General features: G+C 72.6%; 26 protein-coding genes. 14 read left to right on the top strand and 12 right to left on the bottom strand.

The window, feature by feature from the left end:
• Positions 1-125: 125 nt before the first annotated feature.
• The 4 genes from ACZ51D_RS12690 to ACZ51D_RS12675 all read left to right on the top strand — a co-directional run bounded on the left by ACZ51D_RS12690 (position 126) and on the right by ACZ51D_RS12675 (position 3,815).
• A complete protein-coding gene (locus ACZ51D_RS12690; RefSeq protein ID WP_465620708.1) occupies positions 126-971 on the top strand; it encodes a class I SAM-dependent methyltransferase in 846 nt (281 codons plus the stop codon).
• Between the two features lie 118 nt (positions 972-1,089).
• Positions 1,090-2,103 carry an aldo/keto reductase gene (locus ACZ51D_RS12685; protein ID WP_465620710.1) on the top strand — a complete coding sequence of 338 codons (1,014 nt, stop codon included), beginning with the start codon at positions 1,090-1,092 and terminating at the stop codon, positions 2,101-2,103.
• Between the two features lie 93 nt (positions 2,104-2,196).
• A complete protein-coding gene (locus tag ACZ51D_RS12680; RefSeq protein WP_465620712.1) occupies positions 2,197-2,784 on the top strand; it encodes a TetR/AcrR family transcriptional regulator in 588 nt (195 codons plus the stop codon).
• 110 nt (positions 2,785-2,894) lie between these two features.
• Positions 2,895-3,815 (top strand): ADP-ribosylglycohydrolase family protein, encoded by a 921-nt coding sequence (locus ACZ51D_RS12675; RefSeq protein WP_465620713.1) that lies wholly within the window; start codon positions 2,895-2,897, stop codon positions 3,813-3,815.
• Between the two features lie 83 nt (positions 3,816-3,898).
• On the opposite strand, the gene ACZ51D_RS12670 is transcribed toward ACZ51D_RS12675, so the two are convergent.
• Both ACZ51D_RS12670 and ACZ51D_RS12665 read right to left on the bottom strand, forming a co-directional pair.
• Positions 3,899-4,165, bottom strand: a complete 267-nt coding sequence (locus ACZ51D_RS12670; protein ID WP_360490216.1) for a GlsB/YeaQ/YmgE family stress response membrane protein — start codon at positions 4,163-4,165, stop codon at positions 3,899-3,901.
• A 179-nt stretch (positions 4,166-4,344) separates the two neighbouring features.
• Complete coding sequence (locus ACZ51D_RS12665) at positions 4,345-4,611, bottom strand: GlsB/YeaQ/YmgE family stress response membrane protein (protein WP_360490218.1); 267 nt, start codon at positions 4,609-4,611, stop codon at positions 4,345-4,347.
• 199 nt (positions 4,612-4,810) lie between these two features.
• Here ACZ51D_RS12665 and ACZ51D_RS12660 point away from each other — a divergent pair, with 199 nt between their 5' ends.
• Positions 4,811-6,052 carry a glycosyltransferase gene (locus tag ACZ51D_RS12660; protein WP_465620716.1) on the top strand — a complete coding sequence of 414 codons (1,242 nt, stop codon included), beginning with the start codon at positions 4,811-4,813 and terminating at the stop codon, positions 6,050-6,052.
• 146 nt (positions 6,053-6,198) lie between these two features.
• On the opposite strand, the gene ACZ51D_RS12655 is transcribed toward ACZ51D_RS12660, so the two are convergent.
• From ACZ51D_RS12655 to ACZ51D_RS12640, 4 genes are all read right to left on the bottom strand, one after another.
• Positions 6,199-7,746 carry an NCS1 family nucleobase:cation symporter-1 gene (locus tag ACZ51D_RS12655; RefSeq protein WP_465620718.1) on the bottom strand — a complete coding sequence of 516 codons (1,548 nt, stop codon included), beginning with the start codon at positions 7,744-7,746 and terminating at the stop codon, positions 6,199-6,201.
• Between the two features lie 39 nt (positions 7,747-7,785).
• The gene (locus ACZ51D_RS12650; protein ID WP_360490224.1) at positions 7,786-8,799 is read right to left on the bottom strand and encodes a TIGR03842 family LLM class F420-dependent oxidoreductase; all 1,014 of its coding nucleotides are present in this window, start codon (positions 8,797-8,799) and stop codon (positions 7,786-7,788) included.
• Positions 8,800-8,980: 181 nt separating this feature from the next.
• Positions 8,981-10,411: a dihydropyrimidinase gene (hydA, locus tag ACZ51D_RS12645; RefSeq protein ID WP_360490226.1), complete on the bottom strand. Its 1,431-nt coding sequence runs from the start codon at positions 10,409-10,411 to the stop codon at positions 8,981-8,983.
• Positions 10,412-10,422: 11 nt separating this feature from the next.
• Positions 10,423-11,265, bottom strand: a complete 843-nt coding sequence (locus ACZ51D_RS12640; protein ID WP_360490228.1) for a nitrilase-related carbon-nitrogen hydrolase — start codon at positions 11,263-11,265, stop codon at positions 10,423-10,425.
• A gap of 412 nt (positions 11,266-11,677) precedes the next feature.
• Here ACZ51D_RS12640 and ACZ51D_RS12635 point away from each other — a divergent pair, with 412 nt between their 5' ends.
• The 9 genes from ACZ51D_RS12635 to ACZ51D_RS12595 all read left to right on the top strand — a co-directional run bounded on the left by ACZ51D_RS12635 (position 11,678) and on the right by ACZ51D_RS12595 (position 19,886).
• Positions 11,678-11,755 carry a putative leader peptide gene (locus tag ACZ51D_RS12635; RefSeq protein ID WP_107054354.1) on the top strand — a complete coding sequence of 26 codons (78 nt, stop codon included), beginning with the start codon at positions 11,678-11,680 and terminating at the stop codon, positions 11,753-11,755.
• Between the two features lie 209 nt (positions 11,756-11,964).
• Positions 11,965-12,546 (top strand): cysteine dioxygenase, encoded by a 582-nt coding sequence (locus ACZ51D_RS12630; RefSeq protein ID WP_465620722.1) that lies wholly within the window; start codon positions 11,965-11,967, stop codon positions 12,544-12,546.
• Positions 12,540-12,926: a rhodanese-like domain-containing protein gene (locus ACZ51D_RS12625; protein ID WP_465620724.1), complete on the top strand. Its 387-nt coding sequence runs from the start codon at positions 12,540-12,542 to the stop codon at positions 12,924-12,926. The genes ACZ51D_RS12630 and ACZ51D_RS12625 overlap by 7 nt, the downstream gene beginning before the upstream one ends.
• Positions 12,927-13,280: 354 nt before the next feature.
• Positions 13,281-14,462, top strand: coding sequence for an ABC transporter ATP-binding protein (locus ACZ51D_RS12620; RefSeq protein WP_465662204.1), 1,182 nt, complete (start codon positions 13,281-13,283; stop codon positions 14,460-14,462).
• Positions 14,452-15,120 (top strand): ABC transporter permease, encoded by a 669-nt coding sequence (locus ACZ51D_RS12615; protein WP_360490236.1) that lies wholly within the window; start codon positions 14,452-14,454, stop codon positions 15,118-15,120. The genes ACZ51D_RS12620 and ACZ51D_RS12615 overlap by 11 nt, the downstream gene beginning before the upstream one ends.
• Positions 15,117-15,794 carry an ABC transporter permease gene (locus ACZ51D_RS12610; RefSeq protein ID WP_465620728.1) on the top strand — a complete coding sequence of 226 codons (678 nt, stop codon included), beginning with the start codon at positions 15,117-15,119 and terminating at the stop codon, positions 15,792-15,794. The genes ACZ51D_RS12615 and ACZ51D_RS12610 overlap by 4 nt, the downstream gene beginning before the upstream one ends.
• A 50-nt stretch (positions 15,795-15,844) precedes the next feature.
• Complete coding sequence (locus tag ACZ51D_RS12605; protein WP_465620730.1) at positions 15,845-16,798, top strand: ABC transporter substrate-binding protein; 954 nt, start codon at positions 15,845-15,847, stop codon at positions 16,796-16,798.
• A gap of 212 nt (positions 16,799-17,010) precedes the next feature.
• Complete coding sequence (locus ACZ51D_RS12600; protein ID WP_465662203.1) at positions 17,011-17,589, top strand: hypothetical protein; 579 nt, start codon at positions 17,011-17,013, stop codon at positions 17,587-17,589.
• A gap of 554 nt (positions 17,590-18,143) precedes the next feature.
• Entirely contained in the window at positions 18,144-19,886 is a 1,743-nt protein-coding gene (locus ACZ51D_RS12595) for a glycosyl hydrolase family 18 protein (RefSeq protein ID WP_465662201.1), read from the top strand.
• A gap of 94 nt (positions 19,887-19,980) precedes the next feature.
• Here ACZ51D_RS12595 and ACZ51D_RS12590 read toward each other — a convergent pair whose 3' ends face one another.
• From ACZ51D_RS12590 to ACZ51D_RS12565, 6 genes are all read right to left on the bottom strand, one after another.
• Entirely contained in the window at positions 19,981-21,264 is a 1,284-nt protein-coding gene (locus tag ACZ51D_RS12590; RefSeq protein WP_465662199.1) for a multidrug effflux MFS transporter, read from the bottom strand.
• Between the two features lie 246 nt (positions 21,265-21,510).
• The gene (locus tag ACZ51D_RS12585) at positions 21,511-21,993 is read right to left on the bottom strand and encodes a hypothetical protein (RefSeq protein WP_465662197.1); all 483 of its coding nucleotides are present in this window, start codon (positions 21,991-21,993) and stop codon (positions 21,511-21,513) included.
• Positions 21,994-22,439: 446 nt separating this feature from the next.
• The gene (locus ACZ51D_RS12580; RefSeq protein WP_465620739.1) at positions 22,440-23,318 is read right to left on the bottom strand and encodes an alkaline phosphatase family protein; all 879 of its coding nucleotides are present in this window, start codon (positions 23,316-23,318) and stop codon (positions 22,440-22,442) included.
• A 225-nt stretch (positions 23,319-23,543) separates the two neighbouring features.
• Complete coding sequence (locus ACZ51D_RS12575; RefSeq protein WP_465662195.1) at positions 23,544-24,368, bottom strand: ATP-grasp domain-containing protein; 825 nt, start codon at positions 24,366-24,368, stop codon at positions 23,544-23,546.
• Entirely contained in the window at positions 24,365-24,739 is a 375-nt protein-coding gene (locus tag ACZ51D_RS12570; RefSeq protein WP_465620742.1) for an ADP-ribosylation/crystallin J1, read from the bottom strand. Before ACZ51D_RS12570 ends, ACZ51D_RS12575 begins: the two co-directional genes overlap by 4 nt.
• Before the next feature lie 73 nt (positions 24,740-24,812).
• Positions 24,813-26,000: an acyl-CoA dehydrogenase family protein gene (locus ACZ51D_RS12565; protein WP_360490256.1), complete on the bottom strand. Its 1,188-nt coding sequence runs from the start codon at positions 25,998-26,000 to the stop codon at positions 24,813-24,815.
• Positions 26,001-26,027 lie beyond the last annotated feature (27 nt).

The raw sequence follows: 26,027 nt of genomic DNA, 5'->3' as shown, positions 1-26,027 counted from the left end.
TGCTAGGGGCGCTCGGCTCCGGGCCGCCTCCGTCTTCCGGCCAACCGCACCCTCGACTTTCGTCGGGGGTGCGCGCCGCTGACCGGCCGATTCGCGGCGCTCCCGCCCTTCCTAACGTCGATGACATGACGGACGACCAGCTCCACCGACGCACCAACTCTGCTCCCTCGGAACACTGTTCACCGTCCGGTCGGGACCACCTGCTGTTCCTCGCCGAGGCCCTGCGCACGTTCCACGACACCGGCGCCCTGGCCCCGAGCGGCCCGGAGCTGGTGAGCGCGCTGGTGGTGCCGGTCACCAGCCGCCCCGACCGGCCGATCTCGGTGCTCGAGGTCGGCGCCGGCACCGGCGTGGTGACCCGCCGGCTGGTCCAAGTGCTGCGCCCGGGAGACCGGTTGCACGTCGTCGAGGCGAACCCGCGGTTCGCCGACCGGCTGCGGGAGGACCCGGTGCTGGCCGCCCGCCGCCCCGGAGTAGGGCTGCGACTCTCGGCCTGCCGGGTCGAGGAGCTGCAGTGCCCCCGCCCGCCGGCGCCGACAGGGGCCCGACCGACGGAGGCCGCACCAACGGAGGCCGCACCGACGGGGTCCGGACCGGCGGGGTCCGGACCGGCGGAGCACGGGGAGCGGTACGACGCGATCGTGTCCGGGCTGCCGTTCACCAACTTCCACCTCGCGCAGGTCCGCGAGATCCTCGGCCTCTACCTGCGGCTGCTGGCGCCCGGCGGCGAGCTGACGTATTTCGGGTACCTCGGCACCACGACGGCGCGCACCCTCACCTCGGGAGCCCGCCGGGGCGCCCACCACCGCGCGGTGGTGCGACTGCTGCGGCAGTTCGAGGCGACGTACGGGCTGGGCGAGCGCACGGTGTGGCGAAACCTGCCACCCGCCCGGGCCCACCTCCTCCGCTCCCCGGGCGGGCGTGAGGACTGGGCGACCCGGTCGGGGCGTTCCGCAATCCCCAACAGATGACAATCGACAGATTTCAACTTTCAGATAACAGACGACAGCGAACAGATTTTGAAATCTGTTCGCTGTCGTGCCATAGTGGGACTCGGGCCACCCCGCCCCCGCCTCCCCTGGAGTACCCATGTCCTCGACCACCCGCCCCGCGCAGCGCCCCCTCGGCACCGCCGGGCCCGTCACCTCGGCCCTCGGCCTCGGCTGCATGGGCATGTCCGACATGTACGGCCCGGCCGACGAGGCCGAGAGCATCGCCACCGTCCACGCCGCCCTCGACGCCGGGCTCACCCTCCTCGACACCGGCGACTTCTACGGCATGGGCCACAACGAGCTGCTGATCCACGAGGCCCTGCGCGGCCGCGACCGCGAGAGCGTGCAGATCAGCGTGAAGTTCGGCGCCCAGCGCGGCCCGGACGGCCAGTGGCTCGGCTACAACACGAGCCCCGCCGCCACCAAGACCGCGCTCACCTACACCCTGCGCCGCCTGCGCACCGACCACGTCGACATCTACCGACCGGCCCGCCTCGACCCGACGATCCCGATCGAGGAGACCATCGGCGCCATCGCCGACCTGGTGAAGGGCGGCTACGTCCGCCACATCGGCCTCTCCGAGGTCGGCGCCGACACCCTGCGCCGGGCCGCCACCGTCCACCCGATCAGCGACCTGCAGATCGAGTACTCCCTGCTCACCCGCTCGATCGAGACCGCCATCCTCCCCACCGCCCGTGAGCTCGGCATCGGCATCACCGCGTACGGCGTGCTCTCCCGCGGCCTGCTCAGCGGCCACTGGAACCAGGAGCGCGCCCTCGCCGGCACCGACTTCCGCAGCCACAGCCCGCGCTTCCAGGGCGAGAACCTGGCCCACAACCTCGCGCTGGTCGAGGCGCTGCGCGTGATCGCCGCCGCGAAGGGAGCGAGCGTCGCCCAGGTCGCCATCGCCTGGGTGGCCTCGCGCGGGCAGGACATCGTCCCGCTGGTCGGCGCCCGCCGCCGGGAGCGTCTGGCCGAGGCCCTCGGCTCCCTCGACGTCACCCTGACCGAGGCCGACCTCGCCGCCATCGAGGCGGCCGTCCCCGCCGGCTCCGCCGCAGGTGACCGGTACGCTGCGGCGCAGATGGCCCACCTGGACAGCGAGCGCTGACCAGCCCCGGGCTGCGACACCCGCAGCACCGACACCGCGGGCCGGAGCACCCCGGCACCGACCGATCGCACGACCCTAAGGACGGACCTCCCCGTGACCACGGACACCACACTCACCGCCGAGCAGATCCTGATCGCGGCGGAGGACGTCCTCCGGCGGTTCGGCCCGGCCAAGGCCACCGTCGTGGACGTCGCCCGCATCCTCGGCGTAAGCCACAGCAGCGTCTACCGCCACTTTCCGAGCAAGGCGGCGCTGCGCGAGGCGGTCACCCAGCGCTGGCTCGACCAGGCGCACTACCAGCTCGCCACCATCTCCACCGAGGGCGGCCCCGCCGCCGAGCGGCTGCACCGCTGGCTGACGACACTGTTCGCGGCCAAGCGGAAGAAGGCGCTCGACGACCCGGAGCTGTTCGCCACCTACATGGTGCTGGTCGAGGAGACCAGCGGCACCGTCGACGCGCACATCGACACCCTGGTCAAGCAGATCGCGCAGATCTTCCAGGACGGCGTGGACAGCAAGGAGTTCAAGCTCGGCCACATCCTGAACACCGCCCGCGCCGTCTTCGACGCCACCGCCCCGTTCCACGACCCGGCCTACGCGCCCACCTGGTCCGCTCCAGGTGCCGACGAGCGTTTCGAGGCCGTGTGGAAGCTCGTCCTCGGCGGCCTGAAGGCCAAGTGACGCACCACGCACAGGTGATCGAGACGCCGACACCCGGAGGAAATCCGGTCGTCGGCGCCTCGGCCGTCCGGCAGACTGCCGCACACGGTTGATCTCACCTGGAGGATGACATGCGTACGGCCGGTCCGGTCCTGGACAGCCTGCGGGGGCTCGCCCTCGGCGACGCCTTCGGCGACCGCTGGTTCTCGGTCCCGGTGGACGAGGCGCCCGCGGCGCTGGCCGCGCGCCTGACCCGCCCCGCGCCCTGGCACTGGACCGACGACACCGCGATGGCACTCGTGCTGGTCCGCCACCTGACCACCCACGGCGAGGTCCGTCAGGACGCGCTGGCCGGGGAGTTCGGCGCCGAGTACGCACGCGAGTACGGCCGCAAGTACGGTCCGTCGATGCACCGGGTACTGCGCGGGATCGGGGCGGGCGGGGACTGGCGGACCATCACCGCGGGCCAGTTCGAGGGCCAGGGCTCGTACGGGAACGGTGCCGCGATGCGAGTCGCCCCGCTGGGCGCCTGGTTCGCCGACGACCTGGACGCGGTGGCCCGGCAGGCCGAACTGCAGGCGCTCACCACGCACTTCCACCCGGAGGCGGTCGTCGGCGCGGTGGCGGTCGCCCTCGCGGCGGCCTTCGCCGTCCGGAGCCGGGGCGAAACCCCGCCCGGCCGGGCCGAGTTGCTGACCGAGATCGCCGGACGGCTGCCCGACAGTGACGTCCGATCCGGCCTGCGGATCGCCGCCCGGCTGCCCGAGCACACCAGCGTCCGGCACGCCGCCACCGTGCTCGGCTCCGGGGCCCTGATCTCCGCCCCGGACACCGCCCCGTTCGCCCTCTGGTCCGCCGCCGGGCACCTGGACTCACTGACCGAGGCCGTCTGGCGCACCCTGGAGGGCTGGGGCGACCAGGACACCACCTGCGCGATCGCCGCCGGGGTGGTCGCCGCCCGCACCGGGCTCGCCGAGGTCCCGGCCGCCTGGCTGCACGCCCGCGAGGAACTGCCGGGCTGGGTCGCCGAGGTGTCCGCGGACGCCGACTGACGGCCGGACCGACCGGGCGTTCGGGGTGATCGGAGCGATCAGGGCGGTCAGGGCGGTCAGGGTGATCGGGGTGATTCGGCCGATCAGCGCCGGACGACTCGCAGGAACACCCCGTAGCCGAACAGCAGCACCACCGCGCCGCCGATCGCCGACACCCAGGTCGTCAGGTCGAGGAAACCCACCTTCACCGACCCGTGCATCCAGTGCGAGACGATCCAGGTGCCGACGTAGGAGCCGGCGATGCCGATCAGGGTGGTCCCGATCAGACCGCGCTCACCTTTCCCCGGCATCGCCATCCTGGCCAGGGTGCCCGACACCAGGCCCAGTACGATCCACGCCATCCAGCTCATCAGTCGCCCCTCGCGTCATCGGCGTGACGGCCCCGTCGAGACAGCGGGTCCGGTCCGAAGGACGCCGGAGGGCGCCGCTTGGTTTCCGGTACCCGCGACGGCCGACTCGAATCGGCCACCCGCACGACCCGGACGACCCGCGCCCCCGCTCCGAACAGCCGACGACTGCACCAGCCGTCCTAGCGACGCGAGTTGCCGAACAGCAGCCGGTAGACGATCAGCAGCACCAGGGCGCCGCCGATCGCCGACACCCAGGTCGCTCCGTCGAAGAAGTGCGCGTTGATCGACCGGTGCAGGAAGTGCGACGCGATCCAGCCGCCGACGAAGGAGCCGGCGATGCCGATCAGGGTGGTCACGATCAAGCCGCCCGGGTCCTTGCCCGGCAGCAGCAGCTTGGCCAGCCCTCCCGCCAGCAGGCCCAGCACGATCCACGCCACGATGCCCATCCGTCATCCTCCTGTCCCCGGCGCGACGGCCCCGTTCCGTCCGCTCTGCCCCCAAGGACGCCACCGCACGCCGCCCGGTTCCGATGCCGCGGGGCACAGCGCCCGAATCCGGCCACCGCCCATCGCCGCCCGCTGCCCTCCCCCGCCCGCCGCGCGTGGCGTCCTTCCTGCGGCCCGGCCGCGCCGCAATACTGCGGCCATGCGCATCCTGATCGCCACCGCCGGGTCCCGCGGCGACGTGGCCCCCTTCACCGGGCTCGGGGTCCGCCTGCGGGCGGCCGGCCACCAGGTCGCCGTCGCCACCCACACCACCTTCGCCGAGACCGTACGGGCGGCCGGACTGGAGTTCCGCCCGCTGCCGGTCGACCCGCGCGCCGAACTCGCCTCCGAGCAGGGCCGGCGCCTTCTCAAGGCCGGCAGCGGACCGGCCGTCGTCCTCCAACTCCTTCGACTTGGCCGGAAGTTCATGCCCGCGCTCGGCGACGGCATCGTCGGGGCCGTCGCACTCGGCACCGACCTCCTGCTGACCACCAGCACCACCAGCGCGCTCGGCCAGGCCGCCGCCGAAGCCGCCGGCATCCCCACCATCGGGCTGTTCCTCCAACCCATCGCCCCCACCCGCGAGTTCGCGCCCGCCGTCACGGGCACCCGATCGCTCTCCCGGCCCGGCAACCTACTCGCCGGACACGCCGTCCAGGCCGCGACCGACCAGCTGTTCGTCCCGGCCGTCCGCGGGCTGCGCCGCCGGCTCGGCCTGCCGCCGCTCGGCATCGCCCGGGCCCGGCGCAACCACCCCGTCCTGCACGGCTTCTCGCCGACGGTCGTTCCCCGGCCGGCCGACTGGCACCCCCGACTGGACGTGGCGGGCTACTGGTGGCCGGTCGCACAGCCGCACTGGCGACCTCCGGCCCGGCTCGTCGGCTTCCTCGCCGCCGGTCCACCACCGGTCTTCGTCGGCTTCGGCAGCCTGGTCGTCCCGGACCCCGAGCGGCTCACCGCCACCGTCCTCGCGGCCGCCCGCGCCGCCCGGGTGCGCCTCCTCCTGCAGGCGGGCTGGAGCGGTCTGGCCGCCGAGGACTCGGACACCGTCCTGACCATCGGCGACACCCCGCACGACTGGCTGTTCCCCCGCACGGCCGCCGTCGTCCACCACGCCGGCGCCGGCACCACGGCCGCCGCCCTCCGTTCCGGGACCCCGACCATCCCCGTTCCCGCCCAACTGGACGCCCCCTTCTGGTCGGCCCGGCTCGCCGCCCTCGGCGTCTCCCCCGGCCCCGTCCCCCTCCGGGCCCTCACCCCCACCCGCCTCGCCACCGCCCTCCGCCGCACCCTGGACAACCCCTGCTACCGCACCCGCGCCCAGGCCATCGCCACCACCCTCGCCGCCGAGGACGGCGCCGCGAAGGTCCTCGCCGCCGTCGAGCGGGCGACGGCCGGGTGACAGGCGGAGCACGACGCGTGGAGCACGACGGGTCACGGGTTGCAGCAGACAGCAGACAACGAACAGCAGACAGCTGACAGATTTCGAAATCTGTCAGCTGTCTGCTGTCGTCTGTCATCCGCTGTCCGCTGTCATCCGCCCCGCCGCTACCCCTCCCCAGCCTCCAGCCCCCGGCGGAGGTTGAGGAGGACGTAGAGGATCACCGCCGCCGCGAGGCCGACGGCCCAGCCGTAGTCGGCGAGTGGCTTGAGGAAGGGAATGAGGCCGTCCGCCGGGAACGGGCCCTGCTTGGCGCCGTGGGCGTCGACGGTGGAGTACGAACCGCCGACCGCCAGCAGGCCGCCCACCAGCAGAGCCGTGACGGCCCGCCAGTTCCAGCCACCCGTGTACCAGTACGCCCCGCCCGGACGGTACAGCTCGGCGAGCCGGAGGTGGGTCCGGCGCAGCAGCCAGTAGTCCGCGATCAGGACCCCGGCGACCGTGCCGAGCAGGCCGCCGACCACCCCCAACCAGGTGTAGATGTAGACGTGCGGGTCGGAGATCAGCCGCCACGGGAAGATCGCGATCCCGACCACGCCCGTGATCAGCGCCCCGGTACGGAAGTTGACGAACCGGGGCAGCAGGTTGGCGAGGTCGTAGGCCGGCGAGACGACGTTGGCGGCGAGGTTCACCGACAGGGTCGCGACCAGGACGGTCAGCAGCGCGAACAGGATGCCGACCGGGTTCTCCATCTTCGCGGCGAGCCGGATCGGGTCCCACACCGGTTCGCCGTACACGGCCTGGGAGCCCGAGGTGACCAGGACGGACAGGAACGCGAAGAGCGTCATCGTGGTCGGCAGGCCGAGCGCCTGGCCGCGGATCTGGGCCCGCTGGCTGCCGCCGAAGCGGGTGAAGTCCGGGATGTTGAGCGACAGGGTGGACCAGAACCCGATCATGCCCATCAGTGCCGGGAAGAAGACCTTCCAGAACCCGCCGCCCCACCCCAGCGTGGACGGCTGGTCGAGCAGCGGTCCGAAGCCGCCCGCCTTGACGGTGATCCACGCCAGCAGCGCGAGCGCGCCGACGATGACGAACGGCGCCGCCCAGTTCTCGAAGCGCCGCAGCGTTTCCATCCCCCGGGCGATGATGATCATCTCGATCAGCCAGAACACCAGGAAGGAGAGCCACTGGGTCCACGGGTAGCCGCCGAACTCGCCGGCGGTGCGCCAGGACTGGCCGAACAGCTTGCCGGCCAGCAGGAAGATGCCCTCCCCGCCGATCCAGGTCTGGATGCCGAACCAGGCGCAGGCGACCGCCGCCCGGACGAGCGCGGGCAGGTTGGCGCCGCGCAGCCCGAACGAGGCCCGGGCGAACACCGGGAACGGGATGCCGTACTTGGTGCCGGCGTGCCCGGTGAGCAGCATCGGAACCAGCACGATCAGGTTGGCGAGTGCGATGGTCAGCACCGCCTGCTTCCAGTCCATGCCGATCGCGACGAGGCCCGAAGCCAGTGTCCACGAAGGGATGTTGTGGGCCATGCCGACCCAGAGCGCGAGGAAGTTGTACGTGGACCAGGTGCGCCGCGCGACCGGGACCGGCCGCAGGTCGTCGCTGGTGAAGCCGTTGGGAGGCAACTCCTCGACGGCCGGGTCGAGTTCGACCCGGCCGTCGGGGTGCTGCCACTGTCTGCCGCCGCCGGTCGCGGTGTCGGCCATGGGCAACTCCCGTCTGCTGCAACTGGGATCACATCGGGATCACACGTGGGGGATGACGTCCGTCCCGTAGGCGTCGATGGTGGTCTCGATCGCGTCGTGCATGGCGTAGACGGCGAACTGGTCGACGCCGAGCGAGCGGAGCTCCGCCAGTCGGGCGCGCTGCGTCTCGGCCGGGCCGATCAGGCAGAAGCGGTCCACGATCCCGTCCGGGACGAAGGTCGTGTCCGGGTTCCCGGCCCGGCCGTGGTGGCTGTAGTCGTAGCCCTGGCGGTTCTTGATGTAGTCGGTGAGCGCCTCCGGCACCAGGTCGGAGTGCTCGCCGTAGTGGCTGACCAGGTCGGCGACGTGGTTGCCGACCATTCCGCCGAACCAGCGGCACTGTTCCCGGGCGTGGGCGAGGGCGGCGGGCGAGTCGTCGGCGGTGACGTAGGCGGGGGCGGCGACGCAGATGGTGACCGAGTTCGGGTCCCGACCCGCCTCGACGGCGGCGGCCCGCACCGCCTTGACCATGAACTCGGTGAGGTAGGGGTCGGCCAACTGCAGGATGAACCCGTCGGCCTGACGCCCAGTCAGCGCCAGCGCCTTCGGCCCGTATGCGCCCATCCAGATCGGCAGCGACGCACCCGGGCCGACCCAGGGCAGGTGCATCTCGGTGCCGTCCACCTCGACGGTGCGCCCCTCCGCCAACTCCTTGATGGCGTGCATGCCTTGGGAGAGCCGGGCGAGGGTGGCGGGGTGGCGTCCGGCGACCCGCATCGCGGAGTCCCCGCGGCCGATCCCGCAGACGGTGCGGTTGCCGTACATGTCGTTGAGCGTGGCGAACAGGGAGGCGGTGACCTCCCAGGTGCGGGTCGAGGGGTTGGTGACCATCGGGCCGACGGTCAACCGCTCGGTCTCGGCGAGGATCCGGCTGTAGATGACGAAGGGTTCCTGCCACAGGACGCAGGAGTCGAAGGTCCAGCCGTGGCTGAACCCGGCCTGTTCGGCGCGGATCATCCGGTCGATGAGCTTGCGGGCGGGCGGGTCGGTCTGCAGGACGAGGCCGATGTCCATAACTGGCTCCTGGAACAAGGGTGGGACCGCCGCCCGACCGCCGGTCGGGCCCGGGCGGCGGCTGGTCGACAAGGGGACGTGCGGGTCGAAGGGGGTACCGAGGTGGCGGGATACCGAGGTCGCGAGGCACCGAGGCACCGAGGCACCGAGGCACCGAGGCACCCGGGTAACGACGTGCGGCTCAGACCAGGTACTGGCAGGTGTCGCGGCGCAGGAAGGTGCCGTGCCCGGCCCGGCCGAGCCAGGTGCCGTCGTCCAGCACGACGGTGCCGCGCGAGAGCACCGTCCGCGCCCGGCCGGTGAGTCGGCGGCCCTCGTACGCGGAATAGTCCACGTTCATGTGGTGGGTCGCGGCGGAGACGGTCTGCACCGCGGTGGGGTCGTAGACGACGAGGTCGGCGTCAGCGCCCGGCGCGATGGTGCCCTTGCGCGGGTGCAGCCCGAACATCCGGGCGGGCGTGGTGCAGGCGATCTCGACCCAGCGGCGCCGGCTGATGTGCCCGTCCACGACGGCCTGGTGGAGCAGGTCCATCCGGTTCTCCACGCCCGGAAGGCCGTTGGGGATCTTCGAGAAGTCGCCGCGCCCGAGTTCCTTCTGTCCGACGAAGCAGAACGGGCAGTGGTCGGTGGAGACCACCTGGAGGTCGTTGGTGCGCAGCCCGCGCCAGAGCGCCTCCTGGTGCTCGCGCGGCCGCAGCGGCGTGCTGCACACGTACTTGGCGCCCTCGAAGCCGTCGGCGCCCTCCTCGGCGAGGTTGTCGGTGGAGAGGAACAGGTACTGCGGGCAGGTCTCGCCGAAGACGTTGAGCCCGGCGTCGCGGGCCTGGGCGAGCTCGGCGAGGGCGGCGGCGGCGGAGACGTGCACCACGTAGAGCGGGCTGCCGGCCACCTGGGCGAGCTTGATCGCCCGGTGGGTGGCCTCGGCCTCGAGCAGTTCGCGGCGGACCTCGCCGTGGTAGCGGGGGGCGGTGCGCCCGGCGGCGAGCGCCTGTTCGACCAGGACGTCGATGGCGATGCCGTTCTCGGCGTGCATCATGATCAGCCCGCCGTTGGCGGCGCCGCGCTGCATGGCGCGCAGGATGCGGCCGTCGTCGCTGTAGAAGACGCCGGGGTAGGCCATGAAGAGCTTGAAGGAGGTGGACTCGCCGGAGTCGACGAGGGCGTCCATCTCCTTCAGCACGCCGTCGTTGACGTCGGAGACGATGGTGTGGAAGGCGTAGTCGATGGCGCAGTTGCCGTCGGCCTTGGCGTGCCAGGTGTCCAGGCCCTCGCGCAGCGAGCCGCCGACGGGCTGGACGGCGAAGTCGACGATGGTGGTGGTGCCTCCCCAGGCGGCGGCCCGGGTGCCGGTCTCGAAGGTGTCGGAGGCCGCGGTGCCGCCGAACGGCAGCTCCATGTGGGTGTGGGCGTCGACGCCGCCCGGGATGACGTAGTGGCCGGTGGCGTCGATGGCGGTGTCGGCGGCCCAGGCCTCGGCGGCGGAGCTGCCGGTGGCCGCGAGGGCGACGATGCGCTCGCCCTCGATCAGGACGTCGGCGTGGAGTTCGTCGGTGGCCGTGATGACGAGGCCGCCGCGGACGACGGTGCGCTGCTGGGGGTCGCGGGTGGTCATCGCGCTGCTCCTCAGGCCTCGGCGAGCGGTCCGTAGGCGTCGGGGCGGCGGTCGCGGTAGAACGCCCATTGCTGGCGGACCTGTTCGATCAGGCCGAGGTCGAGGTCGCGGACGACCAGTTCCTCCTCCTTGTCGGAGGCGACGTCGCCGACGAACTGGCCGCGCGGGTCCACGAAGTAGGAGGTGCCGTAGAAGTCGTTGTCGCCGTACTCCTCGGTGCCGACCCGGTTGATGGCGGCGACGAAGTACTCGTTGGCGACGGCGGCGGCGGGCTGTTCGAGCTGCCAGAGGTAGGAGGAGAGGCCGCGGCTGGTGGCGGAGGGGTTGTAGACGATCTGCGCGCCGGCCAGGCCCAGGGCGCGCCAGCCCTCGGGGAAGTGGCGGTCGTAGCAGATGTAGACGCCGACCTTGCCGACGGCGGTGTCGAACACCGGCCAGCCGAGGTTGCCGGGCTTGAAGTAGTACTTCTCCCAGAAGCCCTTGACCTGCGGGATGTGGTGCTTGCGGTACTTGCCGAGGTAGCTGCCGTCGGCGTCGATCACGGCGGCGGTGTTGTAGTAGACACCGGTCTGCTCCTCCTCGTAGACCGGGACGACGATGACCAGCCCGAGTTCGCGGGCGAGGTCCTGCATCCGGCGTACGGTCGGGCCGTCCGGGACGGCTTCGGCCCAGCGGTAGTGCTCGGGCTCCTGGACCTGACAGAAGTACGGGGAGTTGAAGACCTCCTGGAAGCCGATGATCTTCGCGCCCTGGCCGGCTGCCTCGCGGGCGTACCGCTCGTGGAGGGCGATCATGCTCTCCTGGTCGCCGGTCCAACGGGTCTGGACGAGCGCGGCACGGACGATCTGCGACATGGGTACCTCCGCAACTCCGCGGCCCGGCCGTGCGGTCGGACCCGCGGTATGAGGGTTGACGGGGCGGGTCTCACCCGCGGGTCCGCTCGGGGATCCGCAGGGGTCTACGTGCGTAGAAAGCGATCTGTAGACGGTAGGCCGGGCCTTGGTGGCCTGACAATACGTCGACGGAAACGCGTCTGGGCCGATCTTGTTATGCGGACACGCGGACGGTCCTGGGTGGGATGAAAAGCTCATCTACCCCGCACGTAGCTTCTTTACTCATTCGACACTCATTCGACTGAAACCGGGGGCTTGAGGGATGGATTCGGCCACTGCGTGGTAAGGCCGCGTCGAGACAAGCGCCGGCAGGTCGACGACCGCCCCCGGCCCGGCTTGACTTCGTCCGGTTCGCTCGGGAAGGATCCGGCACATGGAATCCGGCGCCACTCTGGTCTGCCGCCTGCACGTCGATCTGCGACGCCAGGCGAGTTCCATCTGTGCGTGTTGACCCTGCACTTCCCCGCCGGTTCCGCTTCCGCTTCCGCCCTGTGACGTCTGCCAGGGCCCGCGCCGCGCACCCGCACCCGCCGTCCTGACTTCCGCCCGTTCCCGGCGCACCCCGTTGCGTGCCGGGCCGCTCCATCGGCCCGCGCCCACCGACCGGCGCCGGACCCGGGCACCCCCCGCCGACGTTCCCGCGCACCCGAGGACGCCCTGATGAGCCTGCACCCGAGCCCGGCCCCAGCCCCCGTCTCCCTCTCCGCCCCCGTTCCCGTTCCCGTCTCTGCCCCCGTCTCCGTCTCCGAGCCGCCGACGACCACTTCCCCCGCGGCGGACGACCGCGCCCCGCTCACCCCCAGCACCCTGCGGACCATCGTCCGCGAGCTGGCCGAGCGGCCCGACCAGTGGATCCACCACGTCCGCCTCTCCACCGAGGAGCGCTGGTACCGGCGTCTGGTGGCCGAGGACGACCACGAGGTGTGGCTGATCAGCTGGCTGCCCGGACAGTCCACCGGCTTCCACGACCACGGCGGCTCGCGCGGCGCGTTCGCCGTCGCCCTCGGCGAGCTGGAGGAGCTGTCCCTCGGCGGCCCGGACCAGGGCCTGCTGATCCGCCGGGTCCCGGCCGGCACCGCCCGCGCCTTCGGCCCCGAGTACGTGCACGACGTGCGCAACACCGCGCCCGGGCCGGCCGTCACCCTGCACGCCTACTCGCCCCCGCTGAGCGCGATGGCGCACTACGACCTGCGGGCCGGAGGGCTCGTCCGCACCTCGGAGGAAGGACCGGAACAATGGTGACCACGATCGACGACCTGGTGGAGCGCGCCCGCGAGGGCGTCCACCGCCCGCGAGCCCAGGAGGCGTACCAGGCCCAGCTGGGCGGCGCGCTGCTGGTGGATATCCGTCCGGCGGGGCAGCGGGCGGCCGAGGGGGAGATCCCGGGCTCGCTGATCATCGAGCGCAACGTCCTGGAGTGGCGGCTCGACCCGACGGGCAGTCACCGGATCTCCGAGGCCTCGGGCTACGACGTCGAGGTGATCGTGGTCTGCTCGGAGGGCTACGCCTCCAGTCTGGCCGCCGCCTCGCTCCGCGAACTGGGGTTGCACCGGGCGACCGACCTGGACGGCGGGTTCGTCGGCTGGGCGGCGGCCGGACTGCCGACCCGTCAGGGCGGCTGACCCGTCAGGGCGGCCGACCCGTCAGGGTTGATGACCGGTCGGGAGGCTGAGCCGGCCGGAGCTGAGCGGTCCGGGAGGCCGAGCTGTCCGGGCCCGGCCTCCCGGTACGCGCCCACGGGCAAATCAGAGACAGGAGATGATGCAGGTCATAGGCTGATCAGAGTTTCCGCCGGTCCGAACCGGGGCAGCCACGCGGGCGGAAGAACGCCCGGGCGGTTGGTACGACAAGCGTCACCAGCACCGATCCGCCCGGCCGTTTGTCGACAAACCGCCAACAACCGAACGACCGAACGACCGAACGACCGACCGATACAGGCGCCGCCTCCCCGGGGCGCCCTGACGAGGAAACACCCCGTGATCAGATTCGAGGGCGCCGGAAAGCGCCACCCCGACGGCACAGTCGCCGTCGAGGGCCTGGACCTTGAGGTCCCGACCGGTCGGATAACCGTCCTGGTCGGACCATCCGGCTGCGGCAAGACCACCCTGCTGCGCATGGTCAACCGGATGGTCGAGCCCACCTCGGGCCGAGTACTGCTGGACGGCACCGACGTCGCCGAGCTGGAGCCCGCCAAGCTGCGCCGCGGCATCGGGTACGTGATCCAGCAGGCCGGACTGTTCCCCCACCGCAAGGTGATCGACAACGTCGCCACCGTCCCCCGCCTGCTCGGCTGGGACCGCAAGAAGGCCCGCACGCGGGCCGCCGAACTGCTCGAACTGGTCGGGCTCGCGCCCGAGACCGCCAAGCGGTACCCGTTCCAGCTGTCCGGCGGCCAGCAGCAGCGGGTCGGCGTAGCGCGCGCCCTGGCCGCCGACCCACCGGTGCTGCTGATGGACGAGCCGTTCAGCGCCGTCGACCCGGTGGTGCGCGCCGGGCTCCAAGAGGAGCTGCTGCGGCTGCAGTCCGAGCTGCACAAGACGGTGCTGTTCGTCACCCACGACATCGAGGAGGCCGTCCGACTCGGTGACCAGGTGGTGGTGCTGCGCGAGCACGGCCGGATCGCCCAGCTCGCGGACCCGCACACGCTGCTCACCACCCCCGCCGACGACGGCGTGGCCGCCTTCCTCGGCCGCGACCGCGGCCTGCGCGGCCTCGGCCTGCGCCCCGCCAGCGCCGTCGCGCTGCGCCCGGTGGGCAACGGCCCCAAGGACGGTCCCAAGGGCGGGCTCACGGACGGACTTCCGGACGGACTCACGTACGGGGGCTGGGAGTTGGCCCTGGACGACGAGCGCCGCCCGATCGGCTGGATCGACCGAGACGCCGTCACCGCCGAACTGCAGCCGGCCGCCGCATTCCGGCCGGACACCGACACCCTGCGCACCGCGCTGGACGCCGCCGTCCTCTCCCCCGCCGGGGTCGCGGTCGCGCTGGACGCCGAGGGACGGGCCACCGGCACCGCGAGCCGCGAGGCCGTCCTCGCCGCGCTCCGGCCCGGGGCCGACGGACCCGTCCGCACCGCCAAGCCCTCCGGTGGCGACACCTCCGACGGAGACACCTCCGACGACGACACCCCGGGCGGAGCCTCCGGTGGACGATGAACCGATCGTCCGCTGGTACTGGATCGGCGACCACCTCGGCTACCTCGGCCACCTGCTCGCCGACCACGCCGTGATCGCGCTCGTCCCCGTGCTCATCGGCCTGCTGCTGGCCATCCCGCTCGGCCTGGCCTGCGCCCGCTTCCCCCGGCTCTACCAGCCGCTGTCCGCCGTCTTCAACATCGTCTACGCGCTGCCCTCGTTGGCCGTGTTCGTGGTGCTGATCCCGTACACCGGGCTCGCCACCCAGGCGACCGTGATGATCCCGCTCACCTTCTACGCCCTCGCCGTCCTGCTGCCGACCACCGTGGACGGGCTGCGCGCCGTCCCGGACGCCGTCCGGCAGGCCGCCACCGCGATGGGGTACGGGCCGTGGCACCGGCTGACCTCGGTCGAACTGCCCGCCGCCGTCCCGTACCTGATCGCCGGGCTGCGGGTCGCGGCGGTGTCCAGCATCTCGCTGGCCAGTGTCGGGGCGCTGGTCGGGCGCGGCGGGCTCGGCTACCTGTTCATCGACGGCTTCCAGCGCACCTTCCCGACCCCGATCGTGGCCGGCATCGCGCTGATCGCCGTCCTCGCACTGGCGGTCGACCTGCTGCTGGTGGGCGCCCGGCGGATGCTCGCACCCTGGGCCGTCCGGGAGAAGGGGGCGGGCTCGTGAACTGGCTGAACTGGCTGAGCGACTTCTTCACCGCCCCGGACCACCGCAGCGGCCCGGACTCGATCGCGCACCGGGTCTTTGAGCACCTGCTGCTCTCCGGCGAGGCCGTGCTGTACGCGGCGCTGCTCGCCATCCCGCTCGGGCTGCTGATCGGCTACACCGGGCGCGGCGTCACCGTGGTGACCGCGCTGGCCGGTGCCGCCCGCGCCCTGCCCACCCTCGGGCTGGTGACGCTGGCGGTGCTGCTCGCCGGGGTCGGCGACACCGCCGTCCTGTTCCCGCTGGTCGCGCTCGCCGCGCCGCCACTGCTGGTGGCCGCCGTCGAGGGGGTGCGCGGCACCGACCCGGACGTCCGGGACGCCGCGCGGGGCATCGGCCTGACCCACCCCCAGGTGCTGTGGCAGGTCTGCCTGCCCTCGGCCGCGCCGACCCTGCTGGCGGGCTTGCGCACCGCGACCGTCCAGGTCATCGCGACCGCCACGGTGGCCGCCTACGTCGGGCTCGGCGGGCTCGGCCGCTACGTCATCGACGGGCTGGCGACCCGCAAGTACGCCGTGACCGTGGGCGGGGCGCTGCTGGTGGTGCTGCTCGCGGTCGCCGCCCAGCTGTTCTTCGCCCTGCTCGCCCGGTTCGCGCTCCCGCCCGGGGTGCGCGCCCAGCACCAGGCCCGCTGAATCCCCTCTCCCCCATCCTCTTCGGAAGGACATCTGTCACCATGTCGACAATGAAGCGAAGCCGTCGCGCGGTCGTCCTCGGCACGCTCGCCGCGCTCGCGCTCGGCGCCACCGCCTGCGGCTCCTCGGGCGGCGACCCGCTCAGCGGGGGTTCGAGCGCCTCGGCGTCATCAGGCGGCTCGGGCGGCTCAGGCGGTTCGGGCTCGGGCGGCTCCGGGTCGACGGTGGTCGTCGGCTCGGCGAACTTCCCGGAGAACGTCCTGCTCGGCTCGATCTACTCGCAGGCCCTCAAGGCCAAGGGCGTCAAGGTCGAGGAGAAGTTCAACATCGGCAGCCGCGAGGTGCTCTACGGGCAGCTGCAGAGCGGCAACCTCACCGTCCTGCCCGAGTACAACGGCGCACTGCTCGCCTACCTGGACGCCAAGGCCACCGCCGTCACCACCCAGGACGTGAACGCGGCGCTCACCACGACGCTGCCCGCCTCGCTCGGGATCCTCGACTCCTCCCCCGCCGAGGACAAGGACTCGCTCAGCGTCACCCAGGAGACCGCCGACAAGTACAGCCTCAAGAGCATCTCCGACCTGGCTGCCAAGGCCGGCGAGTTCACCATCGGCGGCCCGCCGGAGTTCAAGTCCCGCCGCGAGCAGCAGTTCAAGGACGTCTACGGGCTGACCTTCAAGGAGTGGAAGCCCACCGCCGACACCACCGCCAACGCGCTCAAGGACGGCGGCATCCAGGTCGGCAACGTGTTCACCACCGACCCGAAGATCGTCCAGTACAAGCTCGTCCCGCTGGCCGACCCGAAGAACGTCTTCGGCGCGCAGAACATCACCCCGCTGGTCAACAAGGCGGGCGTGGACGCCACCGCGACGGCGGCGCTCAACGCGGTGTCGGCCAAGCTCGACACCGCGGGGCTGACGGCACTGATGAAGCGGGTCGCGGTGGACAAGGAGGACCCGTCGGCGGTGGCCAAGGACTGGCTGAAGTCCAACGGCCTCGGCTGACGGCCGACCGGCACGACGGACGCCCGACCGGCACGACGGACGGCGGCCCCGGGGAGGAAGGTCCCCGGGGCCGCCGTCCGTCGTTCCCCGGGTCCGGCCCGCGCTCTCCCGAGTGACCTCCGGGGGTCCTCCCCAAGGTCCCTCGGGAGGACCCCCGGAGACCTCCCGGGGGACCTTCCCTTCCGCGCCGCGAACATGACAGTCTGGGCGCCATGCGCACTCGTCTCCTCGCCGCCACCCTCACGGCACTCGCCGCGGTGAGCCTCGCTGCCTGCTCCAGCTCCGGATCAAGCTCGGGCAAGGCCACCTCCGCGGCCGGCTCCCCCACCGCCGCCGCTTCGACCACCCCGACCACCCCGACCGCCGCACCCACCGACGCCGCCTCGACGCCGGTGGCCCCCGCTCCCGGCACGGCCGCCCCCACCGCCGACGGCGCGACGGGCACGCCCGCCCCCGACGCCGGCGCCTCGGGAGCCCCCGCACCGGCCAAGCCCGCCCCGCCCGCCGACGCCGGGCTGCCCACCAAGCCGGGCGCCGACCTGACCGCGAAGCTGGTCGCCGCGCTGAACGCGATCGACCCGGCCATCGTCGGCGGCAAGCCCGACCAGGCCGTGGACCGGGCCCGCAACCAGTGCCAGTCGATGTACCAGTTCCCCAAGGACAAGGGGAAGCTGGACGACCTGGCCAACCAGCGGTTCACCTCGTCCGACCACCCGCAGGGCTTCGGGCCGGACACCGCCGCCAAGATCAACGACGCACTGCGCGCCACGCTCTGCCCGGCATCGCGCTGACCCCGCCCGCGGCGACCGCGCCGCGATGCCCCGAACCGCCCGGTGTCCTGAGCGCCGGGCCGCCGTGGCCGCGCCCCCATCGGGTGCGCGGCCACGGTCTTCTTTGTGCCCGGTGGCTTCTCCCTCGCGCTGCCCGACAGCCCTCCCTCCGGGCAACTTCCCTTCCCCGGACGCCGATCCGCGCACCCTTCGACCGCCCGGGCCGTGGGCTGACGAACTATCAGGTCTCTTGACAGACCAGTGGTCTAGTCCAAACATAAGCATGTCGATCCGACCGGGATGCACTGTGGGGGTGTGACCACCGGCGGCTGAGGCACTGCCCTGCCCTGCTCCACTCCACCCCCGCTCCGTACGGCCGCGCGCACTCGCACGCCGCCCGCGTCCACGCGAGCCGGTGGGCTGCCGCACGCCCGCACGCCCCCATATCCACCGCGCTCCACCCCGCTGCATCCCGCTGCGCCCCGGGCCACCCGGCCGTACCCCACCGGTCCGCTGCGCCCCGGGCCGATCGCACCTCGCCAACGTCCTGCCCCACCACGTCTGTTGGAGAATCCATGCGTCTTCGCAGAACCATCCAGGCCGCACTGACGGCCTGCGCCACGCTGGCCGCCTCGGTCGGCCTGGTCGCCACCGCGACGAGTCCCGCCCAGGCCGCCACCCCGCTCCCCAGCCGGGTCTTCGCCCCCTACTTCGAGGCCTGGACCGGTCAGAGCCCGGCCCAGCTGGCCGCGCAGTCCGGCGCCAAGAACCTGACCATGGCGTTCCTGCAGGCCGCCACCAAGGGCTCGTGCACGCCGTACTGGAACGGCGACTCCGCCATGCCGGTCTCCTCCTCGACCTTCGGCTCCGACATCGCCACCATCCGCGCCAACGGCGGGGACGTGATCCCCTCCTTCGGCGGCTACACCGCCGACAACACCGGCACCGAGCTGGCCGACAGCTGCACCGACGTCAACCAGATCGCGGCCGCCTTCGAGAACGTCATCACGACGTACGACATCAGCCGGATCGACCTCGACATCGAGGACAACTCGCTGACCAACACCGCCGGGATCGACCGGCGCAACAAGGCGATCAAACTCGTCCAGGACTGGGCCGCCACCAAGGGGCGGAGCATCCAGTTCTCCTACACACTGCCGACCACCACCGGCGGGCTCGCCGACAGCGGCCTCGCGGTGCTGCGGAACGCGGTCAGCAACAACGCGCGGATCGACGTCGTCAACATGATGACCTTCGACTACTACGACGGCGCCAGTCACGACATGGCGACGGACACCCAGACCTCCGCGCAGGGCCTCTACAACCAGCTGGCCAAGCTCTACCCGACCAGGACCCCCGTCCAGCTGTGGGGTTCGATCGGGATCACCGAGATGCTCGGCATCGACGACTACGGCCCGGCCGAGACCTTCACCGTGGCCAACGCCACCACCGTCTACAACTGGGCGGTCTCCAAGGGCATCAACACGCTGTCCTTCTGGGCCCTGCAGCGCGACAACGGCGGCTGCCCGGGCACGGCCGGCAGCGACTCCTGCTCCGGGATCAGCCAGAACACCTGGGACTTCACCCACATCTTCGCGCCGTTCACCAGCGGCTCGACGGCGAGCAACGACTTCTCCGTCGCCGCCAGCCCGAACTCCGGGACGGTCAAGGCCGGTTCGTCCACCTCGACGACCATCGCGACGGCGGTCACGGCTGGCTCGGCGCAGAGCGTCAACCTCTCGGTCAGCGGCGCCCCGGCCGGCGTCACCGCCACCGTCACCCCCGGCAGCGTCACCGCCGGCAGCAGCGCCACGCTCACCATCACCACCACCTCGGCCGTGGCGGCGGGCACCTACCCGCTGACCGTGACCGCCACTGCGCCGTCCGGCACCCACACCGCGACCTACGCGCTGACCGTCACCGGGACCGGCTCGACGACCGGCCTGGTCAACGGTGACCTGGAGACCGGCAGCCTGGCCCCGTGGACCTGCCAGAGCGGCGGCGCCGTGGTCTCCACCCCGGCCCACTCCAGCACCCACGCGCTGCAGGCCGCGGCCACCGCGAGCCAGACCGGCGAGTGCTCGCAGACCGTCACGCTGAAGCCCAACACCGGCTACACGCTGAACGGTTGGGTGCAGGGCAACTACGCCTACGCCGGCGTCAGCGGCGGCGCCACCGCGTCCTCCTGGGCCAACTCCTCCGGCTGGACCAAGCTGTCCGTCCCCTTCACCACCGGCGCCTCCGGCACCGTCACCGTGTACCTGCACGGCTGGTACGGCCAGGGCAACGTGTTCGGGGACGACTTCTCGATCGCGTAGCGGGGTGACAGATCACCGATGCCGGATAACGCATGCCGGATAACGCATGACAGATGACGAATGACGGATGACAGCTGACAGATTTCAACATCTGTCAGCTGTCATCCGTCGCCTGTTCCCGGCACAGCGTCAGGTACGCCGCCGTCGCCAGCACCCCGCAGGCCAGGACCACCACCGCCAGCAGCGCCGCGGACGGCCGCCCGCCGAGACTGCTCAGCGGGGCGACCACCGCCCCGGCCAGGAAGTTGCCCGTCCCGAGCAGCGCCGACGCCGTGCCCGCGACCTGCGGCTCGACCAGGCCGAGCGCCTGCGCGGCGGTGTTCGGCAGGAGTACCCCCAGGCTGCCCATCATCACGAACAGCGGCGCGCAGAACCCGACCAGCCCGAAGTCCCACACCGTCGTCAGCAGCACCAGCGCCGCGCCGGCGGCGACCGCCACCGCGAGGCTCCCCAGCATCAGCGACCGCGGCGTGCAACGCGGCGCCAGCACCCGCCCGTTCACCTGCGTCATCACCACGATCGCCACCGAGTTCAGCCCGAACAGCAGGCTGTAGGTCTGCGGCGAGACCTGGTACACGTGCTGCAGCACCGTCGACGAGCCGCTGATGTAGCCGAACAGCGCCCCGAAGGCGAGGGAGCTGGTCAGCGCCAGCCCGAGGAACGGCAGGTTGCGCAGCAGCCGTCCCATCGTCCGCAGGGTCGCGCCCACCCCGCCGCCGTCCCGGCTCTCCGGCGGCAGCGTCTCGCGCAGTGCACCGAACGCGGCCAGGGTGAGCAGCAGGCCCAGCGCGGTGAGCGCGCCGAAGGTGCCGCGCCAGGAGGTGAAGCGCAGCAACTGCGCGCCGATGATCGGGGCGAGGATCGGCGCCAGCCCCGATATCAGGGCGATCGAGGCGAGGAAGCGCAGCAGCGCGACGCCCTGGAAACGGTCCCGGGAAACGGCCCGCCCGATCACCAGCCCGGCGGAGCCCGCCGCGCCCTGGACGAAGCGGGCGGCGATCAGCACCGACAGGTTCGGCGCGAGCGCGCACACCACGCTGGACAGGGTGTAGGCGACGAGTCCCGCGAGCAGCGGCGGGCGGCGCCCGAAGCGGTCGCTGAGCGGTCCGAAGAGCATCTGCCCGGCCGCGACCCCGAACATCGAGAAGGTGAGGGTGAGCTGGACGGCGGCCGGTTCCGCGGCCAGGTCGTCGGCGATCGCGGGCAGACCCGGGAGGTAGAGGTCGGTGGTGAGCGGTCCGAGCGCGGTGAGACCGCCCAGGACCGCGATCGTGGCCCAACCGGTGCCGGCCTGGCCGGTGGTGACCGCGCCGGTGGCGGGTGTGGTGGCGGCAGCGGTCGACGTGTCATCGGCGGGGCCGACGGTCGGGCCGGGCATGGCTCTCCTAGCGGACGGGGTGACGAGGGCTTCGTTCGCGGTCCGTCCTATCGCAACCCGGTCCGGTTCCGACAGCGGGGGGCGCGCCCGCGTGCGGTCGCCGCCCCCGCACCCCGCCGGCCAGGACACGCACGACGACGGCCCGCCCGCACCTCCCGGTGCCCGGCGGGCCGTTCGATCACCCGGTCGCCCCACGCCCGGGGCGGCCGATCCCTGCCCGGGACGGCTGATTCCCGGTCAGCGCGCTCAGTGCTTGGCGACGTGCTCGGCACGGAGCGCCGCCTGCATCGCCGCGCCGTCCTGCCAGGCGTAGAGCTGGTTGCCGTTCAGTGTCACGTTGTAGTGCCCGCAGGTGCCGCTGGCCTTGGCCACGACGTTGTCCGGGAACCAGCCGGCCTTGAGCGACATCGGCACCGGGTGCGCGGCCTTTCCCGGCTGCCCGGCGGTGCAGCCGATGGGCAGCCGCCCCTCCGGGAGGGTGGCGCGCAGCAGACGGTCGTCGCCCGTGGTGGACATCAGGTACCGCACGCCGGAGGCGTTGTCGGGCAGCCAGGCCGGCACCGAGCGACGGTCCGCCTTGGCCTGGGTGCCGGTCTCGTACGAAGCCTGCTCCTGGTGGCGCTCGTCGTACCAGTCGGACAGCCGCGGGCCGACTGCCACGGCCGCCACGGCCACGGCCATGCCGGTGCCCGCGACTCCCAGCGCGACCTTGCTCACGATGCCCTTCATGCCCGGCTGTCCTCTCCGTGTCCGTTGCCGCTTGCCCGTACCGCTTGCCCGTACCGTGCCGCGTTTGTCCGCTGTCGGCTGTCGGCTGCCGGCCCGTGCGACGCGCTCCGCCGTGCGGTGCAACCATCGTGGCCCGTGCCGACCAGGCGGAGCGTCACTACCAAGTCGCGATCGTGCCTCCAACCCACGGGGTACCGTCTCCACCTTCAGGCGTATGCCTTTGGGTAGAGGCCCGGAGCCCCGACGGCCCGGGTACGTGCCGTGCCGATCCGGCGCTCAGGCTGGCATGTCCGGATCGAGCGCCGCCCGAGCCTCGATCGAGCCTCGATCGAGCCTCGCTCAAGCCCGGCCCCACCGCAGCCGGGCCTGCTGCACCCGGGGCATCACGGGCAGTGCGCGAGGCTGCGGGGCGGCGGGGCCTCGCGCGGCGGCGGGGCCTCGCGCGGTCAGACCGTCGCGGGCACCGGGCGGGCGACCGGGAAGGGGCGGCCGTCGAGGGTCCAGTGCGGGTCGATCGGGCGCAGCAGGGAGGCGTACACCTGGGCGGCGACGTCCGGGTGGCGGATCTCGCCGGTGGGCGGTCCGGCCGGGATGTCGTGCCCGGCGCAGGCGACCCAGGCGGTCCGCTCCTCGGCCGTACGGCCGCCGTGGCCGCCGGCGTCGATGTGGCCGTGGTCGGTGACGACGATGACGGTCCACTGCTCCTCGGCGTACTCGGCCCGGCCGCGGACGGCGTCCAGGAGGCGGCCGAGGCGCTCGTCGGCGGCGCGCATGGCGGCGCGGTACTCGTCGCCGCAGCCGAGGAAGTGGGCGGTCTCGTCGACGGCGCCGAGGTAGACGAAGGAGGCCTCGGGGTCGGCGGAACCGAGGACGTGGACGGCCTCCCGGGTGACCTCCTCGTCCACGACCTCCCAGGCCTCGGGGGTGTCCTCGGCCGGGGCGATGTAGGAGAGCCGGCCGGGGGCGCGGAAGAGCGGGCCGCCGGACTCGTTGATCATCAGCGGGTCCCAGCCGGCCGCGACGAAGGTACGGCGGCGGTCGCCCCGGTTGAGGCGGGTGGCGAAGTCGGGGAACACGTCGAGGCGGTTGCCGGCCAGGTGGTTTCCCCAGACGCCGTGTTTGGCGGGCTCGACGCCGGTCACGATGGTGGCCCAGCACGGCCCGGACATGGTCGGCGTGGTGTCCGCCACGGTGACCGGCACCAGGAACCCGGCCTCGGCGACCTCCTGGAGGCGCGGCATCGGCACCTGTGCCAGGTAGTCGTGGCGGACGCCGTCGATCCCGACGACGAGCACCCGGGGGCGGGGCCACAGGACAGCGGACATGGCTGGGGGTTCCTTTCGGTCGTGCGCGCACTCGGCCGCGCCCGCCGAGGGCGCCGCCGACCGCGCCATGCTTCACCGGCCGCCGTACCGGTCGGCATCACACCGTCGAACGGCGGGTGTCCGGCGGGTGTCGGGCGGGCGTCCACGCGTGCCGGGCGGAGGTCCGCAGCTGTCAGGCGGGGCCGGGCGGGCGTCCGCGACAACCGACCGGACGCCCGGCGGGCGTCAGGCGGCCGTCCGGACGAACCGGCGGTCGGCCTCCGCCAGCTCGGCCGCCGGTCCGGCGGCGCGCAGCACGACGTCCAGGACGCCCTCCGGGTCGGCGCCGTAGCAGTGCGCGAACCACGGCATGTTGGCCTCGACCACGGCCCACCGCTCGGCCGGGTCGTACGGGTCGGCGATCGGGCCGACGTCCAGGGCGACCGCGCCGGGCAGGGTGTCGCCGACGGCGGCGAGCAGGCGGCGGGCGAAGGCGAGGGCCTCGGGGGTGGGTGGCGCGGGGTCGAGCCGGCCGAAGCGGGCGTAGCGGCTGCCGGTGAGCACCTCGCCGTCGCGGACGAACAGCCGGTACTCGGCGGCGAAGGTCACCGGCTCGCTGACCAGGACGGGCGTGTCCGGGCCGATCCGCTCGCCGGTGCGCGGCAGCCGGGAGCCGTCCGGGTAGACGGCGGGCGGCAGCGACTTGTCGGCAGGCGGCTTGACGAACGCGGGGTGGCGCAGTGTCCAGGCCTCGGCGAGCGTGGTCAGCTCGATCCGGCGGCGGGTGAACTCCTCGGGGAGGCGGGCGAGCCAGTCGTCCGCGGGTTCGAGCAGGGCCAGGCCCAGCGGCGCGGCGATCCGGGCGGCGGCGAGCGGCCCGCCGTACCAGTGGACGGGCCGCCCGGCGAGCCGCTCGACCGTCTCCGGGCCGTCGAGGACGGCGGTGGCGAGGCCGCGGCGGGCGGCGGCCTCGACGAGCAGGGCGGTGGTGCCGGTCCGCTGGGCCGAGGTGAGCAGGACGCGGCCGGCCGCCGCCGGCGTACCCGCCTGCGCGAGGGCTGCCTGGGTCACGACTGGGGCCGGAACTCGTGGACCACTTCGATGCGGCCGACGATGTGCCGGTTGAACTCGTCCAACTCCTCGGCTGGCACCCATAGTTCGAGGATCGTCCGGCCGCCGGCCTGCTGCACGGGGTAGCGGGCGAGGAACTCCGTCTCGACCTCGAAACGGGTGACGTAGCCGACGCCGGAGGCCGGCACGTTCCAGTCCCGGGCGATCCGGATCGCGTAGTCCTCGTTGAGGACGGGGTAGAAGATCGGCTGGTCGGGCAGCCGGGGCGGCCAGGCGCGCCGGTCGGCGGCCTCGACCAGCGCCAGCTCCTGGGGCCCGGTGGGGCGCCAGAGGGTGGTGGTCGGGGGTGTCCGGACGGGCTGGCTGGTCATGGCAGGGAAGGTAGCCGGGCCGCGCCGGGCCCGGCCACCGAATTTCTCCTGCTCACGGCAGGTGGACGGCCCGTCAGCGGTACGCGGACTCGCCGGTGATGGTCTCGCCGAGGACCAGGGTGTGGATCTCGCTGGTGCCCTCGTAGGTGAGCACCGACTCCAGGTTGTTGGCGTGCCGCAGCACCGGGTACTCCGTGGTGATGCCGTTGGCCCCGAGGACGGTCCGGGCGCTGCGGGCGATCTCCAGCGCGGTGCGGACGTTGTTGAGCTTGCCGAAGCTGATGTGCGGCGGACGGGCGGCGCCCTCCTCCTTGAGCCGGCCGATCCGCAGCGCCACCAGGTAGGACTTCTCGACCTCCAGCATCATCTCGACCAGCTTCTGCTGGGTCAGCTGGAAGCCGGCGATCGGGCGGTCGAACTGGATCCGGCTCTTGGCGTAGTCCAGGGCGGCGGTGTAGCAGTCGCGGGCGGCGCCGACGGTGCCCCAGAGGATGCCGTAGCGGGCCTCGTTGAGGGAGGAGAGCGGCCCGCGCAGGCCGACCACCCCGGGGAGCACCGCGTCGGCGGGCAGCACCACCTCGTCGAAGGCGAGCTCGCTGGTCACGGAGGCGCGCAGGGAGAGCTTGCCGTGCACGTCGGTGGCGGTCAGGCCGCGGGTGCCGCGCTCGACCAGGAAGCCGCGCACGCCCTCCTCGGTCTGCGCCCAGACCACGGCGACGTCGGAGATGCTGCCGTTGGTGATCCACATCTTGCTGCCGGACAGCACCCAGTCGCCGCCCTCGCCGCCCTTCCGGACCGCCCGGGTGCGCATGTTCGCCGGGTCCGAGCCGAAGTCCGGCTCGGTGAGGCCGAAGCAGCCGATCAGCTCGCCGGCGGCCATGCCGGGCAGCCAGCGCTGCTTCTGCTCCTCGGAGCCGAAGGCGTGGATCGAGCGCATGGCGAGCGAACCCTGGACGGAGACGAAGCTGCGCAGCCCGGAGTCCGCCGCCTCCAGCTCCATGCAGGCCACCCCGTACGCCACCGCGTCGGCGCCCGCGCAGCCGTAGCCGTCGAGGTGCATGCCGAGGACGCCGAGGGCGCCCAGCTCGGGGGCGATTTCACGGGCCGGGAAGACCCCGCGCTCGAACCATTCGCCGATGTGCGGGCGGATCCGCTCCTCGGTGAACCGGCGGACGGTGTCACGGATCAGCCGCTCCTCGTCGGAGAGCAGGTCGCCGACCGCGAGCAGGTCGGACGGGTCGATCCGGGTCGGCTTCGTCATTGAAGCTCCTTGTAGTCTCGGCGGAGT

The organism is Kitasatospora sp. NPDC033851, assembly GCF_055576085.1.
The sequence above is the reverse complement of the archived record's forward strand: the minus strand, read 5'-3'. Positions and strand labels throughout refer to the sequence as shown.

Bases quoted from the DNA above. Each gene is read 5' to 3' on its own strand.
- ACZ51D_RS12670 (WP_360490216.1), bottom strand. From the start codon at position 4,165: ATGAGCTGGATGGCGTGGATCGTACTGGGCCTGGTGTCGGGCACCCTG.
- ACZ51D_RS12580 (WP_465620739.1), bottom strand. From the start codon at position 23,318: ATGTCCGCTGTCCTGTGGCCCCGCCCCCGGGTGCTCGTCGTCGGGATC.
- ACZ51D_RS12635 (WP_107054354.1), top strand. From the start codon at position 11,678: ATGGAATCCGGCGCCACTCTGGTCTGCCGCCTGCACGTCGATCTGCGA.
- ACZ51D_RS12600 (WP_465662203.1), top strand. From the start codon at position 17,011: ATGCGCACTCGTCTCCTCGCCGCCACCCTCACGGCACTCGCCGCGGTG.
- ACZ51D_RS12685 (WP_465620710.1), top strand. From the start codon at position 1,090: ATGTCCTCGACCACCCGCCCCGCGCAGCGCCCCCTCGGCACCGCCGGG.
- ACZ51D_RS12665 (WP_360490218.1), bottom strand. From the start codon at position 4,611: ATGGGCATCGTGGCGTGGATCGTGCTGGGCCTGCTGGCGGGAGGGCTG.
- ACZ51D_RS12660 (WP_465620716.1), top strand. From the start codon at position 4,811: ATGCGCATCCTGATCGCCACCGCCGGGTCCCGCGGCGACGTGGCCCCC.
- ACZ51D_RS12690 (WP_465620708.1), top strand. From the start codon at position 126: ATGACGGACGACCAGCTCCACCGACGCACCAACTCTGCTCCCTCGGAA.
- ACZ51D_RS12585 (WP_465662197.1), bottom strand. From the start codon at position 21,993: ATGAAGGGCATCGTGAGCAAGGTCGCGCTGGGAGTCGCGGGCACCGGC.
- ACZ51D_RS12590 (WP_465662199.1), bottom strand. From the start codon at position 21,264: ATGCCCGGCCCGACCGTCGGCCCCGCCGATGACACGTCGACCGCTGCC.
- ACZ51D_RS12625 (WP_465620724.1), top strand. From the start codon at position 12,540: ATGGTGACCACGATCGACGACCTGGTGGAGCGCGCCCGCGAGGGCGTC.
- ACZ51D_RS12630 (WP_465620722.1), top strand. From the start codon at position 11,965: ATGAGCCTGCACCCGAGCCCGGCCCCAGCCCCCGTCTCCCTCTCCGCC.
- hydA (WP_360490226.1), bottom strand. From the start codon at position 10,411: ATGACCACCCGCGACCCCCAGCAGCGCACCGTCGTCCGCGGCGGCCTC.
- ACZ51D_RS12655 (WP_465620718.1), bottom strand. From the start codon at position 7,746: ATGGCCGACACCGCGACCGGCGGCGGCAGACAGTGGCAGCACCCCGAC.
- ACZ51D_RS12675 (WP_465620713.1), top strand. From the start codon at position 2,895: ATGCGTACGGCCGGTCCGGTCCTGGACAGCCTGCGGGGGCTCGCCCTC.
- ACZ51D_RS12650 (WP_360490224.1), bottom strand. From the start codon at position 8,799: ATGGACATCGGCCTCGTCCTGCAGACCGACCCGCCCGCCCGCAAGCTC.
- ACZ51D_RS12570 (WP_465620742.1), bottom strand. From the start codon at position 24,739: ATGACCAGCCAGCCCGTCCGGACACCCCCGACCACCACCCTCTGGCGC.
- ACZ51D_RS12605 (WP_465620730.1), top strand. From the start codon at position 15,845: ATGAAGCGAAGCCGTCGCGCGGTCGTCCTCGGCACGCTCGCCGCGCTC.
- ACZ51D_RS12595 (WP_465662201.1), top strand. From the start codon at position 18,144: ATGCGTCTTCGCAGAACCATCCAGGCCGCACTGACGGCCTGCGCCACG.
- ACZ51D_RS12640 (WP_360490228.1), bottom strand. From the start codon at position 11,265: ATGTCGCAGATCGTCCGTGCCGCGCTCGTCCAGACCCGTTGGACCGGC.
- ACZ51D_RS12565 (WP_360490256.1), bottom strand. From the start codon at position 26,000: ATGACGAAGCCGACCCGGATCGACCCGTCCGACCTGCTCGCGGTCGGC.